The 18,942-nt window shown below is 66.9% G+C and carries 4 protein-coding genes; 3 read left to right on the forward strand and 1 reads right to left on the reverse strand.

What is annotated here, in order from left to right; all coding sequences use genetic code 11:
* Positions 1 to 562: 562 nt before the first annotated feature.
* Positions 563 to 1,198, reverse strand: coding sequence for a TetR/AcrR family transcriptional regulator (locus ACOCEP_RS34835; protein ID WP_482333693.1), 636 nt, complete (start codon positions 1,196 to 1,198; stop codon positions 563 to 565).
* An 82-nt stretch (positions 1,199 to 1,280) separates the two neighbouring features.
* Between ACOCEP_RS34835 and ACOCEP_RS34840 the strand changes: the two genes are divergently transcribed.
* The 3 genes from ACOCEP_RS34840 (at position 1,281) to ACOCEP_RS34850 (ending at position 18,678) form a co-directional block, all read left to right on the forward strand.
* The gene (locus ACOCEP_RS34840; protein ID WP_482333694.1) at positions 1,281 to 2,423 is read left to right on the forward strand and encodes an ester cyclase; all 1,143 of its coding nucleotides are present in this window, start codon (positions 1,281 to 1,283) and stop codon (positions 2,421 to 2,423) included.
* 19 nt (positions 2,424 to 2,442) lie between these two features.
* Positions 2,443 to 3,720, forward strand: a complete 1,278-nt coding sequence (locus tag ACOCEP_RS34845; protein ID WP_482333696.1) for a helix-turn-helix transcriptional regulator — start codon at positions 2,443 to 2,445, stop codon at positions 3,718 to 3,720.
* Between the two features lie 78 nt (positions 3,721 to 3,798).
* A complete protein-coding gene (locus ACOCEP_RS34850) occupies positions 3,799 to 18,678 on the forward strand; it encodes a WXG100-like domain-containing protein (RefSeq protein ID WP_482333698.1) in 14,880 nt (4,959 codons plus the stop codon).
* Positions 18,679 to 18,942: the final 264 nt, after the last annotated feature.

The raw sequence follows: 18,942 nt of genomic DNA on the forward strand, positions 1-18,942 counted from the left end.
CCTGTGGAGATCGTGAGTGATAAGGACGGTTCTATTGAGAGGCAAGGCAAATATGTCGTGATCGAGTCTCCTGCTCAGCATGGCCTTCGCGGCACGGACCGAACCGGACCACTGGGAGCCGGTCGCGACCTCGACCATCCACAAGGGACACTCGTTCCAGATGAAACGCTCGTTTGGGCACTTTGCGTGGCTTTGCGAAGGGGTCGTGAGTGATAAAGAGGGTTATTGCGAAGTAAGGCAAAGGTCTCATGTTCGCTTGCCGGTGTGCCTGCTTGGATGTTGTGAAAGCCTCTTTCGCAACCTTCACGGTTGCGGAAGAGGCGTTCGCGGCACCGCCGGGTTGCCTGTTCCCGGTTCTTGTTCCCAATGTCGCATTGGAGACGCTGAGTGTCTCAGATGCGACATTGGGAACCTCCATCGCCGGACCGTCGAGGCTGGACGTCGCGAGCGCCACGCTTGAGACGGTGAGTGTCCCCAGCGTGGCGCTCGGGACACGACATGTTTGCCTTACCCCTCAAGAACCCTCTGCTCCTCGCACCGCGGGAGCGGGCGGCGGCCTGGGTCACGGGCGGCCGGCGAACAGCTGAACGGCCTCGGCCGCCCAGTCCTGCCACTGTTCGGTCGTCCAGCCACGCTCGACGCAGAACTTCGTATAGGTCTCGATGCTGACCAAGCCCCACACGATGTCTACCGTGCGGTCGTCGGCTTGGCGCCCGTAGACCAGTTCGAGCATCTCGGACATGGTCGTCCGCCGTCCCGCTTCGAGCTCGCTGCACCAGTCAGCCACCTCGGGGTCACCCGCGGCAGCCTCGTTCAACGCTCTCCAGAGACGGGAAACGGGACCGGAGTAGATCTGCCCGGCGATCGCGATCGCACCTTGCAACCTGCGATCCGGCGGCTCCTCGCTCAACTTGCGGTAGGGCTCACGCTCCACGAGCGGAACCGGTTCCGCGTCGCCCACTATGGCGACGTCCATGGCGGCGCGCAGCAGGGCCTTCTTCGATCCGAAACCGCTGTAGACCGTCTCGACGGCGACCCCGGCCTCCGTGGCGATGGCACCCACCGTGGTCCGGGCCCACCCGTTCCGGGCGAACAGGTCCACCGCCGCGTCGAGGACTTCCTGCCGGGTCTGCTCGACCTGCCGGGCCCGAAGCGCGGACCGATATCTCCGCGGCGTGCCCGCCGCACCCTTGGTCACGGTTGCGATGGTACAGCACACCCTGATTCAATACAGTGGCATTCCAGCGGATTACTGGACCGCATCTCGGCAAGGAGATGACATGCCAACCCCGCACCAGCCACCCCCGCCGGACACAGCCGTGGACGTGCGCGACATGCTCGTCGCCCATCAGGCGTTCCGGCGGGAGTTCCGGCTCGCCCCGGCCGCGGTCGAGCGCGTCGCCGCCGGTGACCGGCGCCAGGTCCGGCGAGTCGCGAAGCACCTGAGATTCCTGATCCGTCTCCTCGATCACCACCACACCGGAGAAGACCGGCTGCTCTGGCCGAAGCTCCACCATCGGGTGCCCGACCAGCTGAATGCCCTCGTGACGACGATGGAACACCAGCACGAGGAGCTGCACACACTCCTCACCGCCGTCTCAGAACAGGTCACCGCCTGGGTGGCACGCGCCGACACCGAAACGCGTGGCCGGCTCGCCGACACACTCAGGCTCCTGTCCCGGGCACTGGACGAGCACCTGGACGACGAAGAGGACCAGATCCTGCCGCTGGCCGCGCGGCACCTGGAGGTGGACGAATGGCAGGAGCTGGAGCGTGACGGTATCGGCGCCCTGCCCAAGACCCGGGCGGCGCTCGCCTTCGGGATGCTCATGTACGAGGGCGATCCCGAGGTCGTCTCCCTCATGCTCGGCCGCGCACCGGCACCGGCCCGGCTGCTCATGCCCCGCCTCGCACCGCGCGCCTACGCACGCCACGCTCGGCGCATCCACGGAACACCGGCTCCCGAGACTCGCCCTGCCGCGGACTCAGGACTCGAAGCCGTCGCCCGACGCGTGTACACGGACCTGTGGAACGACCGGCGGTACGACGTCGCCGACGACCTCTTCCATCCTCTTTTCACCTCCCCCGCCGCCCCCGGACTCACCGGCGGAGCCGCGAAGCTCGCCGCCATCCGCGGCTACCACGCGGCCTTCCCCGACCTGAAGGTCACCATCGACCAACTGGTCGCCTCCGCCGGTCAGGTCGCGGTCCGCTGGACCATCACCGGAACCGACACCGGCGGCCTCCGCGGCAGTCCGCCCACGGGCCGAACCGTCACGACCTGGGGCGTCGACTTCCTCGAATTCGAGGACGGACGCATCGTCCGTGACTGGGTCGGGACCGACTGGCTCGGCACTCTCGTTCAGCTCGGCGTCATTTCGTCTCCCTGGACGAAACCCGCGCCGGGAAGCGTCCAAAGCTAGCCGATGGTGTTCGTCCACGATGGGAGCGCGTTCTGTGATCGGCACCGAAACGAACCGGCATTTCGTTCAGGCGCACGCGGTGGAGGTTCCGGCGCAGGCGGAGTCCCCGGAAACGCCGAGAGTGGCCGCGCACCACGATTGCCACGCCGCCAAGGCCATGGCGGTCGGTATGCGGGGACTCGACCGGCCCTTGGCGACCCGGCTGGCCGATCGCGCGCTCACCACGGCACCGTGCAGAGACGACCTCCGCTGCGTATGGCGCGCCATGTCGGTGCTGCTCATCGCCCGCGCGCTTCCGGCGGTCGACGCGCATTGCGCTCGCCTCGCCCGGACCACTCATCCCACGGGCCCGGCCACGGATCTGATGTGGCCGCTGCTCCGAGCCCAGATCGCCCGGCTGGCGGGCGACCTCGACGGCGCCCGGAACGCTCTCGAAAACCTCGTGGGCCCGGGAATTCCGCGCAGTATCCGCCATGTCGCGCTGGCCTGGCAGCTCGAAACCTTGGTCCGGGCGGGCGAAGTGGAGAAGGCCAAGGAGTCGGCCAGGAAAAACGACCTCGACGGCCTAATCGGCCGCTCGACCGTCCACCACCCGCTGTTGCTCGCCGCACGCGGCACCGTCCGGCTAGCCGAAGGACGCGGCCAAGGCGCGCTGTCCGATTTCCTCGCCTGCGGGAATGTGCCCGCGTTCGAGCACAGGGCCTTCCCCGCCGTGCTGCACTGGCGCGCCATGGCCGCTTTCGCCGCCGTCGGCTGCGGTCGCCCGGACTTGGCGAGCTCTTTGGCCGACGACGAACATCGAACGGCGAAGCATTACGGCGCACCCGCCGGTCTCGGCTACGCGCTGTATGTGAAGGCGATGGTCGCCGACCGAGGCGATTCGCTCGCGTTGCTCTCCGACGCGATCCAACTGCTCGAGGTCGCGGGCGCTCGTGTCGAGCTCGTCGCGGTCCGCCTGGAGTTCGGGCGGGCCCTGATGGCGGCCGGGGAGGTCGCCCGTGCGGCAGGCCAGCTTTCGCGTGCGGCGGAGCTGTCCCGGCAGATCGGCGACCGGCGGACGACCGACGAAATCGGCCTCGAACTACGCAAGGTGAGTGACACGCCCGCACGCGAGGCGCTCAGCCCGCAGGAACATCGCATCGCCGGAATGGCCCGGGCCGGCCTCAGCAACAAGGAAATCGCGGCGAGGGCCGGAGTGGCCGTGCGAACGGTCGAATTCCACCTCTCCAGCGTCTACCGCAAGCTCAAGGTGTCCGGGCGCAAACAGCTGCTGTCCCCCGGGATCACCATCGACTGACCCCGTGCGGCCGCGGCCGGTGAGGTGATTCCCTCCAGTTACCGCCGAAAGGGCGTTACCCTCCGGTAGCCGCCCTGGATGCCTCGCAAGCTTGCCACCGCATGGTTCGTCGGCCGTTTCAGGAGGGGTGTCGCCGCGGTGAGTGGTGGTGTACACATTCCTGCCGATGTCCGGCGATTCCTGGAGTTCACGCTGGGGCTCTCGTGGCCGGAGAGTGACGATCAGGGTCTGGTCGCCTTGTGGAAGGCGTGGGAGGCGTTCGAGGACGCGGCCGGGGTGTTCGAGGCCGCGAGCCGGGCCGCCGGGACCGCGGTGCCGGAGGTCTTGGAGGGTGCCACCGGAGAGTTCTTCGCCCGCTTCCTGAGCACCACGATCTCCGACGGCGTGGCGGGGTTGCGGGAGTCCTCGGGCGAGCTCGGGCGCATGGCCCAGAACGCGGCCGCGGATGTGTACAAGACCAAGGTGATGTTCGTGGTGTTCGCCGCGTTCACCCTGGCGTCGGTCCTGCACCTGCTGGCCACCCTGATCGGCGCCCTGTTCACCGGCGTCGTGATCGCCGCCGCGCGGGTGGCGCTGACCGCGATCTGGAAGGCATTGGTCACCCGGCTCGGGCAGCTTTCGATCACCGGCGGCCTGTCCCAGGCCACCAAAGCGGCTTTGCTCAAGGCCGCGAAAGACCTCGCGCTCAAGACCGGCGGGTTCGCCGCCTTCGGTGCCGCGTTGATGGGCGGCACCGACTTTGGCGTCCAAGCCCGCCAAATCGCCGAAGGTGACCGTGACGGCTGGGACACCCGATCACTGGCCTCGTCGCTGGTCGGGGGCGCGCTGGGCGGAGCGTTCGCAGGGGTGTTCCATTCCGCCGCCGGAGGGATCCGCAAGATCGCGTTCGACCTGCGTGACGGACTCGCTTCCCGCGAGCCCGGCGGCCTCTTCGCCGACGGCGTCACCATCGGCCAGGTCACCACCGCCGTCGACGGCCCCCTCTCCGCCCTCGGCGACCTCGTCTACGCCGCCGGCCAGATGATCACCGTCATCGCCACCGCGCCCTTGATCAACCTCGCCCTCGGCGCCCCCGCCGGCAATCCCGCGCTCGGCGCGCTCGGCGCCTTGTCCCGCTACGGCGGCGGCCGCCGCGGCGGATCCAGCGGCGGCACGCTCGACTCCGTTCACCCGCCGGTCCTGCCCGATTTCTCCATCCCTGCCAAGGACGAGCCGGACACCAAGGCAGATCCGGACACGGGAAAGCCTGCCGGTCCTGAAAAGTTCACCACCGAAACCACAGGCGCCCCGGAAAAGACCGGACCCCCACCGCCCTACACCACCATGGAAGCCACAGACTTCCGCGCGGACAAGACACCCGCCTACACCACCGGCTCTCATGCCCTCGGCACTCTCTACACCACGACGCCGACAGCACCCGGCTCGGCAACTGTGGATTCGGCGACGTCTGCTTCGGTCCCTGCGACACCGCCCTTCGCTGCCACGGGGCGCGCGGAATCGGCATCGGCGGCCGGTGTGCCCGGTTCGGGCAGGTCCACGAGCACAGCGGCACTTCCGCCCGCCGTCACCCCCGGTCAGCCAAGTCGACCCGAAATCACCACAGTCACGATGCCGTCATCGGCCATGACCTCGGCACCCACCGGCCTACCGGCGACGGTGGAGCCTGTCTCACCAGCGGCGGTGGCCGCCGCGGATTCCGGAACGGTCAAGCCCGGCAGCACCGGTCTGCCCGCCCTGTCCCAGGCCGCGGAGCACACCACGGCAGGGCATTCTCCTGCGACAGCCGCCTTCCTCGCCGGCTCCGCACCGCCGAGCCTTCCCGAAGCCGCCCACACCAGCGCCGGCCAGGACGCACCCCGGCCGTTGCGGACCGTCGCGCTCCCGGGCCGAGGTGGAGTAGCTTTCGTCTCCGATCTCCACACCGGCAACGTGCGTGCGGCCTTCCCGGAGCCCACTCCCGGCGTCTACCGAGTCGTCGTCGAAAGCGGCGACGACGACACCTTCATCCTGCCCGGCCACGACGACCTCGCCACCTCCGCGCCGCGCCACCACCTCGTCACCGCACTCGCCGGTCTCCCGCCGCACCTGGCCACCTGGAACCGCGACACCACCATCGAGCTGTTGTCCTGCTATCTCACCCCCACCGACCACACTCACCTCTCCCCCCTTCTCCACGCCTCCCTCGGCACCACCACCCTCACGTTCCCCCACGTCGGCACACCCCTAACCGTCCATGCGAACGGCGACGTCCGCACCATCGACACTTCCCCCGAATCCGACGAGCCCGTCCTGCACCTCGGCCCCAAACGCAAACGCGGCACTCCCCTCGGCGCGCTCGACCCCGAAACCCAACGGCAACTCGCCATCGCCGCCACCGAAGCACTCCATCGACACGGCAGCCTCGATGCGCAACACCTGAGCCGACTCGTACACCGCGAATCACTCCCCCCGAAGGTGGAAGCGAGGAGCGTCAAAGCAGCGGTTTCCGCCGCTCGCGAGAGACTCAGTGCGAGCGGACAACTGTGGACTCCGCACTACGCGGGCGCCTCCCGGTCCGGGAGATTCGACCTGGCCGAGCCCGACGAGCTGACCGTCTGGCTGTGGTGGCAGGCGGCCAGCCGCCCCGACGTTTCCGCTCAGGAGCTGGCGCATGAGGCGGTGCTGGCCGGCTTCACCTCCTATGCCGAGATGCCCGCTTTCGCCAGTGAGGCGATCGGTGCCGCTGAGCAGGACGGCCGCCGTCATCGCCCGGAGGACCCGTCCCATGGGGCGGCGGCACTCGGCCGGTTGCTGGAGGCGGGGGTGGCCTCGGACCGGGATCTGATCAAGAAGATCATCCACGCCATGGCCTGGTCGGACAAGACCGCGACCGCGGAGGAGCTGGCCGCACGGCTGCTCACCGAGGCCGTGGTGACCGGGTCGGCGGCGGAGCTGGAGACGCTGGCGCGAGGCGTGGTGGGCAACGCGGACCGCGCCGGCGATCGGCTGGTAGAGCTGTGCATCACTGATCCCGCGCAGGTGCCCGAGGCGATGGACCGAGCCTTGGGCATCGTTTCCGGCACTCCGCGCCTTCGTGAACCGGAACGGCTGTCCGAACTGGTCAAGCATCTCCGGATCCGGCACATCACCGGGCCACAGCGAGCGGTCGAGGAATTCGCCGCCCGAGTGCGACAAGAAGGCATCACCGCACCGGCCGACGTCCAAGCGCGTCAAAGGACTTCTCTTGAACCCCTGACCCTCCGCGAAAAAGTGCTCGACGTGGCCGAGCGGGACGATCGCGCTGCCATCGACGAACTGGCGTTGAAGGTGGTGTCCGCGTTGGGGAACACGGACAGATCCACCTTGGCTACGACCTTGGTGAACAAAGGAGTCAAAAAAGAAACGTTCCGTTGGGAGGTGCTGGGCCGGGCGCTCGAGCAGGCGCGGACAGAAGGCTGGCTGTGGCACCCGATTCACGCAGGTCGCGAAGGACGCGCCTACGGCCATCTGGAGGGCTTCACCCCGGAAGAACCGACCAGGCTGACCGCCTTCCTCTGGCTGCAGGCCATAACCCACCCCACCGAATCCTCGTCGGAACTGGCACACCGGGCCTACCGAGCCGGTTTCACCGACAACGAGGAACTCCGTGTGGCCGTGGAGCTGGCACTGGCCGCCGCTGTGCGCGACGGACGCAGGTACCCCGATCTCACGATCACGGACCCGGCGCATCGCGACGGAATTCGAACGCTGATCTCCGCGCTCGTCGCCCACCGTGATCCTGCAGAGCCGGCCGAGTCCTTCCTGTCATTCAGAAAGACTCTGCGTGATTACAACATTCGAGGTGGAAGGTCGGAGTTAGACAAGGAAATCGCCTACGCCAGGAGAGAAAGTGATCTGTCGGCGAATGCCGTCACGACGCCCGGAGTACCGGAGTTGTCGCTGGAACGGAGATTCGCGGGCCGCGTGTTGGACGCGAACGCACTCGCTGATCACTCCTCGATCCGGGCGTTGGCCTATGCCGCGGCGACCATGTACAAATCCGCCACAAGCGATCGGCTGCGCCAGGTGCTGGACCACGCCGGGGTCATCACCCGGGCCGCCCCTGCCGCGGAGAGCGACCTCCGATCGCTGATCGAGGACGCGGCTGCCGCAGCGACCGCGAACGGAGACCGTCTGGAGACCCTGTCCATCACCGATGAAGCCGACCGGGAACTGGTGCTGGCCCGCGCGGTCGGTGTCCTGCGCTCGGCTCCGGAGCTGCATGCGCGTGGTGATGTGGCCGAGCTGGTGGCCCACCTGCGGATGCGGCATATTTCGGGTCCGCACACCGCGCTGGAAAACCTCGGACGAGGCCTTCTGAGCACCCCCTTCGACAACCTGTCAGCCCCCGGTACCGTTCCGCACTTCGCGCCTGTAGTCCGCGCGTACAAGCCGAGTTTCACGAATCCAGCGGACCAGCCCGCCCTCATCGAATCCGCTCGGAGACTCGTCGAACAACACGGCGCTCTCGACAGTGAGACCCTACGCGTTCGCCTGACGCGCACAAATGCGGAACGGACGGGGACTTATGCCGCGGCGAGCACCGCGAAACAGCAGGCCGCCGACGAAGGGTGGTTGTGGAGTCCCACCTATCGCGGGGTCACCAAGCTGGACGATGAAGGTCATCGCCAGGCGATGTTGTGGCAGCTGGCCGTCGATCGCCCGCGTGCCACCGCGTCCGATATCCTCCAGCTGGCCGAGCAAGCCGGTCTCGCCCGCACTCGGGACATGCCCGCGCTGGCGCGCGAAGCCGTCGCCGCGGCGGTATCGGATCAGCGCCGCCATCCGTTGCTGCACATCGCGACCGACGAGCACAAGCCGCAGGTGCACGCGCTCATCGATGCCGTGCTTCTCACCGAGCCCGAACTCGGCGTCGAGGCCACCGTTCTGCGGCTCTACGAGCACAACTTGCGGGGAACACGAGAAAGAGTCCGCAAAGCGGTACGCGACCGGCAGGCGGCGCTGGCGGAGCATCCGCCTGACGAAACGCGGAGGCGCGATGCCGCGAACACCTTGACACTCAACCGGAAGGGGACGTTCTACGGCAGAACTCTGCGCATCGACGTGCCCGAAGACCATGTCACGATCGAAAAACTCGCCTACGCCGTGGTCTGGGCCCACAAGACCGATACCCCATCCGAACTCGCCCGCCGGCTGGAAGACAACGGAGTCATAGCCGAGCCGGAAGCCCTCGACGGGATCGTCGCCGCCGCCATCAAGCTCGCCGACCACCACGGTGACCGGCTCCAACGGTTGTCAGCCGACCTGCCCACCCATCGCGAGGCCATCCGCCGCCGTACCCTTGAAATCGCGACGGCCCAACCGGACCACCGTGGATTGACCACCCCGGACCTCGTCCGGCTGATGCGCCAACGAAACATCACCGGCTCGCCAAACCACCTGCGCCAGGACGCGGACACCGTCCGCGCCCTGCTCGCCCGCCCCACGCCCCACACCGCCACCGGCACCGAACTGGGGGTCCCGGTCGACTTCGGCGGGCACGAGGTCCGTGTCATCCCCCGCCGACACGGCGCCGGATTCGTGACCGAGTCCTACAGCCGCCACATCCTCAATGCCCGTGTCCCCGCGCAGGAAGGGGTTTTCGACCTTTTCGCCACGCAACGGAACGACTATTACTTCCTGCCGGGATACCGATCCGGTGTCGTTCCCAGTACACCGGATCGGTTCCTCGCCGGCCTGGCACATCTGCCCGCCCACTTGGTCACCTGGAGCACGGTCAGGGAGCTCCGGCTCTGGGCCTGCGAACTGGACACCCGTCACGTCACCCACCTCAACCGGCTTCTCCTCGACCCCGCCTTCGCTGTTCTCGGCCACGTCACCATCACCGCCGCCAGGCCGGGTATGCCCATCCACATCGCCCCCGATGGCAGGATCCATACCGTCGGCGACGGCACCCTGCCCGGCGAGACCCTCCATCTGGGCCGTAAGCGCAAGATCGACGAAACCGGCGACGCGCGCACGAGATCAGGCGTAGCCGATGCCGCTACCAAGAAGAAGGTCATCGACACGGCGAAGGCTCTTTTCCACGATTTCGGCAATGTCAGCGTCGACGGGTTGGCACCGCTCACCAGGCAAGAGGGCGTCGAAGGACTCAAGCGCGACGACTATCGGACGCTGACCGGGCAGGCGAAACAGGAACTCGAGGCATCCGGTGACTTGTGGACTCCCGTTTACCGCGGAGCATCCCGGAGGGGCGTGTTCGATCCCGAGCGGCCCGACGAACTGACGACGTGGTTGTTCTGGCAGGTGTCCTCCAGCCCCAACGCCAGTGGCCCGGACCTGGCGATGACCGCGCAGAAGGCAGGATTCACCAACTCCCGCACGGAATTGCACGCCTATGCCCGGCAAGCGGCCAAGATCGTCGAGGATGACCGCCTCGGGCTCGGACTGGGGGCCGACGACCGGATTCCGGCGTTCCTGGGGCGGTCATGGGACGTCGAGGTCGATTCGGACCGCCGGGTGATAGCGAAGATCGCATATGCGGCGGCATGGTCGGACAAGACCGCCGACGCCGAAGCCTTGACCGACCTGCTGTCTTCGCGCGGTGTCACCGGCCCGCGCGAGAAACTGCTGACACTGGTCAACCCCGTGGCGGAAGAAGCGACCCGCAACGGTGACCGGCTCGGGCCGTTGTCCGTGGCCGATCCCGCCCAGCAAGCCGAACTGGTGGACCGCGCTCTGGGTATCGTGTTCGGCACGCCGGGATTGCGGGAGCCGGCACGACTGGGCGAGTTCGTGAAGCATCTCCGAATCCGGCATGTCAACGGTTCACAGGAGGACTTGAGACGCTTCGCGGCCGACATCCAAGGCATCCCCGATCTCCCTTCCGAACCCCAGTTCCTACCCGGGCGGTCCTTGCTTCCTCTCACGCTTCGCGGGGTTCGGCTCGCCTTATCCGACCCCGTCGAGCTCAAGGCCGTCGAGGACCTCGCCAGGAGAATCGTCGTAGAAGAGGGGCTTCGCGGCCGTCGCACCGTTTTGATGAACCGGCTGACGCTGGAGGGCGGCTCACGGGTGACCGGGCTGGACGCCGTGATCACCCGCGCGGTGGAGCACGTCAAGAACGAAGGGCTGGCTTGGCATCCTGTTCACCGGGGCCATGAAGCACGTGAGTATCGCCATCGGCGAGGTTTCTCACCTGCCGAGCCCACCGAGCTGACAGCCTTCTTGTGGCTTCTGGTCGTCGACCACCCGCGATCGACCGCAACCGAAATCGTGCGCCGCGCCGAGGATGCCGGCTTCGCCGACAGCGACCAGCTGCACTTGGCGGTGACCCAAGCCATGGTTGCCGCCGTGCGCGAACGACGGCGGCATCCGATGCTTTCGCTCGCTCGGCCCGAACACCGTCCCGCGATCGATACGCTGATCGCCGGCCTCCACGCCGCGGCCCCCGAAGCCGGCGACGCGGAAATCCAGAGACGCTTGCGCTCGTACAACGTCGCCGGACAAGAGAAGAACCTGAACCGCGCGATCAAGGACGGGCGAACCGCTCCCGGCACACCGGCCGCTTTGCCGGTCCTGCGCTCCGGCGGAACGTTCGCGGGGCGGGCGCTGGACATCGACGTACTCACCGACGTGGAGGCGATCGCCAGGCTGGCCTACGCCGCGGCTTGCGCGGACAAAACCGCGGACGTCGGGAACCTGGTCCACCGGCTTGCCAGGGAAGGCGTCACCGGTTCACGCGAGACACTGACGCGGCTGGTCACCGACGCGACCACCGAGGCCGCTCGTAACGGTGATCGGCTTGAGACCCTGTCGATCACCGACATCGCCGACGAGGACGCCATCCGGAGCCGCGTCTTCGGCATCCTGCACTCCGAACCGGCCCTGCGCGACCCCGACCGCCTGTACGACCTCGTTACCCACCTGCGCATGAGGCATATCACGGGTCCTCATCAAGCCATGGAGGATCTGGCCCGCGATTTGCGGGACAAGGCAACGGCCCAGCGTGGTGAGCCGCCCTTCGAGCCCATTCGGCGCCTTTACGGCTTTGAGTCCGCGACGTTGCGTGAACAGAGGGTCGACGAACTGGCCCGGGAGGTCGTCGCCGTGCACGGTGCCCTCAGCGTCGGCACCCTTGCCGACTACCTAGAAGCTGAAGGCATTTCGTCGGCCAAGCGCACCCACGCGATCATGAAGGCGGTACAGCGGGCCAAGGACGAGGGCTCACTGTGGTTTCCCACTTATAGGGGTATCACTGAAAACTCCGACGAGGGTCACCTCGATGCCGTGCTTTGGCAACTGGTGATCGACCATCCGCGGCTCGGCCCGCTGGAGATCGCCCGGATGACCGAGCACGCCGGTTTCGCCCCGACATGGACACGGCGTCGGGAAGCCGAGCTGGCCATCGCCGCCGCCGAAAAGGATCGGCGCCGCCACCCCTTTCTCCACGTGGCCAACCACGCCATAGACCCCAGAGTCGACGAACTGATCGACGCGCTGCTTCTCACCGAACCAGGACTCGACACGGATTCGCAGGTGCTGCGTTCGTTCGAGTACAACCTTTCCGGACGTGAGCGAGAAATCCGCGAGCAGGTCGTCAACCGAAAGTTACAGCTGCCGAGCACCACGCCCGATCCCGGCGCACTGGCCCGCGCGCGCGAGATCTTGGCCCCCCATCCGGTATGGACGTTCCGGGGCAGGAAGCTCGACACCGGCGATCCGGCACACCTCGCCACCATCGGGATGGTGGCCTACGCCGCGGCATGGGCGCACAAAACCGAAAGCTCCGAGGAACTCGTCGAACGGTTGATCCGGAACGGAGTCAGTGGTTCACGAGAAGCTCTCGCGAGATTCGCCGCCGAAGCGATCGCCGAGACGATCCATCACGGCGATCGGATGGCTCGCTTATCGGCGGACCTGTCCCCCCATGAGATCTTCATCCACGACCGCCTCAGCTGGATCATGGGGAAGATCCCTGGCTTCGACCAGCTCGACGGCCCGCGCCGGGTGACGGCATTGGTCCAGGCGATGCGGACGCACCGGATCACCGGCTCTCGGCAAGCCATGCGTGCCATGGTCGAAACCTACCTCGGAGAGCACGTCGTCTCCGCTCCCTTCCCGACCGAGCCGGCGCGAACCGTTCCGCTACCGGGCAACGGTGGCATGGCGTTCGTCCCCAGAATTCCGAACACTCTCGACGGCGCTCCGAAACGCCGCCACGACGGCACGACGGTGGCCGATCCCCAAGACCCGCAGACCACGGTGAGGCTCGCCGAGACCACCGCCGACGTTCTCCAGCGGTACGGTGCCCTCGCCACCTCACATCTCGTCACCTCGATTCCTTACGAGGTCTTCCCGTACAGAACTTTCGGAAAACAGATCACCCTACACTTCGAACAAGAACGGAAAAGGCAGGCCGATTCCGGCACACTGTGGAGTCCGCTCTATCGCGGGCGACGCGGTTACGAAAGTTACGACAAAGACGAGTTGAATGATCTCACGGCGTGGCTGTACCGAAAGGTCGCCGCCGATCAGACGAGCAGTCCCACCGCGATAGCCAGGAGTGCGGTGGAGGCCGGTTTCACCACCGGCGCCAAACAGCTTCGGGACGCGGTGAGGGCAGCGATGGAAGCAGCGGCGCTCGACGGCCGCCGCCATGCGAACTTGACGCTCGGTAAGCCTGAGCACCGCGTCAGGATCATCGCTCTGCTCGACCGGATTCTCGCGAATACCGACCGCCGCAGTAAAGCCCAGACACTCGCCTCACTGAACGACTTGAACGTGCACGGAAGCAACAACCTGCTACGCGCGCTGATAACCGAGCGGGAACAGGCGTTGAAGGACGATCCCGCGCTGGCCGCTGCCGCGCGAGAACTCCGGCTGCCCGCTTTGCGGCCGAGCGGCGCGTTTCTGGGCCGGTTCCTGGACGTGGCCAAGGCGGCGGATCGTGGTTGGATCGAGAAACTCGCTTACGCCGCGGCGTGGGAACACAAGAGCGCCACGGCCGACGAGCTGACCCGCCTGCTGCGGGATGAAGGGATCACCGGAGATCCCGGCGTTCTCCGCGAGATCGTCACCACGGTCATCGGCGAAGCCACCCGCCAGGGTGACCGGCTGCCCCTCCTCGACGCCACCGACCAGGGGCAGCACGCCGCCATCCACGCCCGGACCGCCGCGATCGTCAACGTCACCCCCGCCCTCTACGCCTCCACCGGCCCGGCCCCGGTCACGGTCCTGGTCACACACATGCGGACCCGGCACATCACCGGCCCCCAGCACGACCTCGAAACCATCGCCCAAACCATCCTCGAGACCCCCGCCGAAGAACTCACCCAGGACTATTCCCTCGCCCCGCTCGACCTCGACGATCTCCCTTCCGCGGCACGGGCCCTCGGCGCCGAAACCGAACCCACCGGCTACGGCCCGGACATCTCACCGGCCGAGGAGGCACTCGCCTCGACGGCCAAGCAACTCCTGCTCGACTTCGGCGACCTCAACATCAGCTACCTGACCGCCAGGTGGCCCAACCCCAGCGGCAAGAACAAACCCTCGTTCACAGAGATGAGCGAGCACATAACCACGGAACGAGCACGCCTCCTGGACAGCGGCGAGCTGTGGCTGCCCACCTACCGGGGACTCCGCAACTCCAGAAAAGACAGCCACACCGACGACCTCACCGCCTGGCTGTACCGGCAAGTCATCGCCGACCACACGAAGAGCCCGACCGCGATCGCCTCCAGCGCGGCAGCGGCCGGTTTCGCCACCGGCTACAACCAGCTGGTGGGCGCGGCGAGGGCCGTGATGGAAGCGGCCACGAACGACGGCCGCCGCCACGTCTACCTGAAGGCCGCCAAACCGGGCCACCGCGACAGGATCATCGCCCTGATCGACCGAATCCTCACGAACACCCCTTCACCCTCACGGCACCAGGTGATCAACTCACTGCATGAGGTGAACGTGCACGGAGACTACATCGTCTTGCACGAACTGGTGAGCGAGCGTCAACAGGCGCTGCAGGACGACCTCGCGCTCGCCGAGGCCGCTCGGCAGCTCGGGCTCCCCACCCTGAGACCGACCGGCACATACCAGGGCCGGTTCCTGGATACGGCCAACGAAGGCGATCACAGCTGGATCGGCTCACTCGCCTACGCCGCTGCGTGGGAACACAAAACCGCCACCATCCAACAACTGGTCACCCTTTTGACCCAGGAAGGCATCCGTGACACCAACGGCGGCCTGACACCGCTGATCGCCCGGATCCTGGCCGAGGCCGACGCCAACGGTGACCGCCACACCACACTCTCCACCCACCGACCCGCTGACCACACCGCCATCCTGCGCCGCACCGGATCGCTCGTGCTGAAAAACCACCACACACTGTTCCCCCTCGACCCCAACAAAGCCATCACCCGCCTCGTCCGGCACATGCGCCGCAACCACATCACCGGCACCCAAGACGCCCTCCGCGACATCGCCCACACCGTCTACACCCTCCCCACCCACCAGCCACTACCCGGCACCCACACCATCCCCCTCCCCACCCACGACGGCCTCACCGTCACCGCCATCCCCCTACCCGGCAACGGCGGCATCGCCTTCATCCCCGCCACCTACGCCACCAACGTTCTCAACGCCTTCCCCCACCCCGAACCCGGCATCTTCCGGCTCATCACCCAACACCGACAAGGCGTCTTCACACTCCCCGCACACCCACACGCCATCCCCCACCGACCCGACCAACTCATCCACACCCTCCACCAGCTCCCACCGGCACTCACGAACTGGGGCGACCACACAACAATCACCCTCCTCGCCTGCAACCTCACACCCACCCACCGCGACGACCTCGCGAACCTCATCCACACCAACCTCGGCCTCCAACTCACCGTCCCCCACACCGAAACCCCCCTCTACATCACCCCCGACGGAACCATCACCACCACCGACCCCGGCCTGGACAACACCCTCCACCTCGCACCATCCGACACCCCCAGCCAAGCCACCCTCACCACCACCGGCGCCTGGCGACGCACCCCCGGCACCACCGAAACATTCAAACAATTCCTCCTCGACAACAACCACGCCACCACAACAGACCTCACCCCCAACAAAACCGGCAAACTTCCACCCCGAGGCCAAGCCCTGGTCAAAAACTGGGCGATCACCACCGGCGCCGAAAACCTGAGCGCTCCCGATACCGCCGAACAGTCCGGAGGCCTCGTCACGCCGGCAACAGTGTTCCGATGGCGCCGGAAAGAACTGCTGGAAAGAGGCGAGGCGGCAAGACCTGACGCGGACACCCTCACCACCACCGGAGCCTGGCGACGCACCCCCGGCACCACCGAAACACTCAAAGACTTCCTCCTCACCAACAACCACGCCACCACAACAGACCTCACCCCCGACGCAAGAGGCGAACTTCCACCCCGAGGCCAAGCCCTGGTCAAAAACTGGGCGATCGCCACCGGCGCCGAATACCTGAGCGGCACCGACACAGCCGAACAGTCCGGTGGTCTCGTCTCGCCGGCAACAGTGTTCCGATGGCGCCGGAAAGAACTGCTGGAAAGAGGCGAGGCGGCAAGACCTGACGCGGACACCCTCACCACCACCGGAGCCTGGCGACGCACCCCCGGCACCACCGAAACACTCAAACAATTCCTCCTCACCAACAACCACGCCACCACAACAGACCTCACCCCCAACAAAACCGGCGAACTTCCACCCCGAGGCCAAGCCCTGGTCAAAAACTGGGCGATCACCACCGGCGCCGAAAACCTGAGCGCTCCCGATACCGCCGAACACTCCGGAGGCCTCGTCACGCCGGCAACGGTGTTCCGATGGCGCCGGAAAGAACTGCTGGAAGCGGGCGAGGAAGTACTGCCCGACGCGGACACCCTCACCATCACAGGCGCCTGGCGACGGCCCCCCGGCACCACCGAAACATTCAAACAATTCCTCCTCACCAACAACCACGCCACCGAAACAGGCCTCACCCCCGACGCAAGAGGCGAACTTCCACCCCGAGGCCAAGCCCTGGTCAAAAACTGGGCGATCACCACCGGCGCCGAGAACCTGAGCAGCACCGATACGGCCGAACACTCCGGAGGCCTCGTCTCGCCGGCATCAGTGCTCCGATGGCGCCAAAAAGCACTTCTTGCCGCGGGCGGAACAGAACTGCCCGACTCCGACACCCTCACCACCACCAGCGCCTGGCGACGCACCCCCGGCACCACCGAAACACTCAAACAATTCCTCCTCACCAACAACCACGCCACCACAACAGACCTCACCCCCAACAGAAACAACGAACTTCCACCCCGAGGCCACGCCCTGGTCAAAAACTGGGTCCTCGCCACCGCCACCGGCGATCGGCGGCTGAAGGCCGCGGAAGCAGCCGAACACTCCGGAGGCCTTGTCACACCAACAACGGTCTACCGGTGGCGGACCGCTGCCCGCCCCGGCGCTGAACCAGCGGCCACCTCCACGCATGAGGCGGTGTCCCAGCTGCAGATTCGGCCGTCGAAGCGGCGCAAGACCCTGCCCGGTACGAGCGGGCCGGAGTTCGTGATCCCCGCCGACATCCGGGAATTCGTCGTCGGGTTCGACCCGGAGAAGAACCGGAGCCACCCTTCGCTGTGGGCGCTGCTGGAACATTTGCGGACGGCCCGCCTGCCCGGCCTGGACCTGACCCGCGACAGCGCGGGACTACCGACCTCGATCACCACCCAGAGCCTGGTCCGAGACTGGGCCACCGCCCGGGCCCCGCACTACCCCGGGGACTGGATCGCGAAAATGTCCGGCTGGTCGATTTCCCCCGCCCAGGCCGAAGAACTGTCCGGCCGGATCGTGACCCAACGCGAGATCAGGACCGTGTGGGAAGACCAAGGACGACGACGTACCGAGCTCGCCGCCCCCGAAGGACCGGCCGACACCTACGTCTCCCGCGCCTTCCACTACGGCCTGCGCCCCATCCACGGCATGGACGACATGTTCTACTGGCGCGATCCCGCCGACCCCCTCTACAAAGTCGCTCCCCGCTTCGCCGGACCCGACGGCGACATCCACCCGGTGATCCGCGCCAACGCCGACAAGATCACCGCGAAAATCGTCAACGGGAAGAACAACCTCAAAAGGATCGCCGCGGACCCCGACGACCACAAACTCGCCCGCACCGACGCCGCCACGTTCACCCGGATCTTCCGCACCCTGGAAGAGAACATCACCGCCGAGATCCGCCGCATCGTCCGCACCTCCACCAACCCCACCCCCGGCACGATCACCGAAGCAGCCCTGGGCCCGACCGATCCCGACCGACCCGTCTACGTCGGTCAGGTGCTGCCCGAACACGTCGCCGCCCACGAACAAGGCATCGTCGGCCGACTCGGCCTCTACCTCACCCACCCACCAGGCACCGTCCCCGACGACCGGCAACCAGCCCTCCGCAACGGCCGCGTCCTCGGCATCTACGCCGGCGCCCACCTCGGCAAGGCCTACGTCGTCCCCAGCCAGATAGCCGGACGCCACGACCTCGAAAAACGCTGGAAACAAAGTCACCCCCACTACCCCGCCTACGACATGAACGCCGGACGCGGAGCCGACCCCGAGCAGATCACCGCCGAAGGCGCGGGCAACTCGACCGCCTTCGCCAACTCCGCCACCCTCCCCACCGGTGGCATCGACCAAACCCGCGTCAACACCATATTCCTCGGCATCGAATTCACCCTCCCCGACAAGAACAACCCCACGAAACACACCACCATCGGCGCCAACGCCTACATCGCCCTCGACAACGCCTTCGACCCCACCACCAACCCCCACGGAGCCATCCTCGTCGACTACAGCGACCACTACGACTTCACCAGCAAAGAAAAAACCTTCAAAAGAGAAGACCCCGACGAGCCCGTCGGGATCTCCCACCTGGCATACCAGCAATCCATCGACACCGACGGCATCATCACCACAAGCCGGCCGCGGTGACCTCACACTCGCCCGGCCCGACCGTCGTTCCGTCCTCGAAGCCGGTCGCGCGTACCTAGGGCGGCGGGGCGAACGTAGCGGTCGGGAGGAGGTTGTCACCGACGCTGGAGCGGAGGTGGTGGGAACGTAATTGTCAGTGGAGGACGAGGACCGCGATCAGCGCAGTGGTCACCCACCACAGCGTGTCCCGGTGAGCACGAGGTGGAGATCGATCGCCTCCGCCGCGCGGGTTCCCTGCATGGCGCCAACATCGGCGGGACGCCG

It is taken from the genome of Amycolatopsis sp. CA-211722 (assembly GCF_056828465.1).

Bases quoted from the DNA above. Each gene is read 5' to 3' on its own strand.
- ACOCEP_RS34840 (WP_482333694.1), top strand. From the start codon at position 1,281: ATGCCAACCCCGCACCAGCCACCCCCGCCGGACACAGCCGTGGACGTG.
- ACOCEP_RS34845 (WP_482333696.1), top strand. From the start codon at position 2,443: ATGGGAGCGCGTTCTGTGATCGGCACCGAAACGAACCGGCATTTCGTT.
- ACOCEP_RS34850 (WP_482333698.1), top strand. From the start codon at position 3,799: ATGCCTCGCAAGCTTGCCACCGCATGGTTCGTCGGCCGTTTCAGGAGG.